Consider the following 482-nt stretch of genomic DNA (forward strand, 5'->3'; position numbering starts at 1 on the left):
GGTCGAGGGCTTATCCAATAGCAAGTTGTAATTCGCATGTTTCGTTTCGAATCTAGTTTTCAGAGAACGATCTCTGAAGCATATTCCCTGATAGCTCAGTTGGTAGAGCACTCGACTGTTAATCGAGTTGTCACAGGTTCGAGCCCTGTTCGGGGAGCCATATGGAGAGGTGTCCGAGCTGGCCGAAGGAGCACGATTGGAAATCGTGTAGGCGTCACAAGCGTCTCGAGGGTTCGAATCCCTCTCTCTCCGCCATAATATTAAGGCCCGTTGGTCAAGGGGTTAAGACACCTCCCTTTCACGGAGGTAACAGGGGTTCGAATCCCCTACGGGTCATAATAACTTCAAAAAAAAGAAGTTGATTTTTACAACAAGATTATGGTATGATCATAAATGTGTTGTTCGGAGGCTTAGCTCAGCTGGGAGAGCATCTGCCTTACAAGCAGAGGGTCGGGGGTTCGATCCCCTCAGCCTCCACCATA

General features: G+C 48.8%; 4 tRNA genes. All 4 read left to right on the forward strand.

Annotated features, from left to right (window positions below):
* The first annotated feature begins 84 nt into the window (after positions 1-84).
* The 4 genes from C170_RS22490 (at position 85) to C170_RS22505 (ending at position 480) form a co-directional block, all read left to right on the forward strand.
* Positions 85-160, forward strand: a tRNA-Asn gene (locus tag C170_RS22490).
* A gap of 3 nt (positions 161-163) precedes the next feature.
* Positions 164-255, forward strand: a tRNA-Ser gene (locus C170_RS22495).
* A 9-nt stretch (positions 256-264) separates the two neighbouring features.
* Positions 265-336 (forward strand) — tRNA-Glu (locus C170_RS22500).
* 68 nt (positions 337-404) lie between these two features.
* Positions 405-480 (forward strand) — tRNA-Val (locus C170_RS22505).
* Positions 481-482 lie beyond the last annotated feature (2 nt).

This window comes from Paenibacillus sp. FSL H7-689 (assembly GCF_000517905.1).
GTDB lineage: Bacteria > Bacillota > Bacilli > Paenibacillales > Paenibacillaceae > Paenibacillus > Paenibacillus amylolyticus.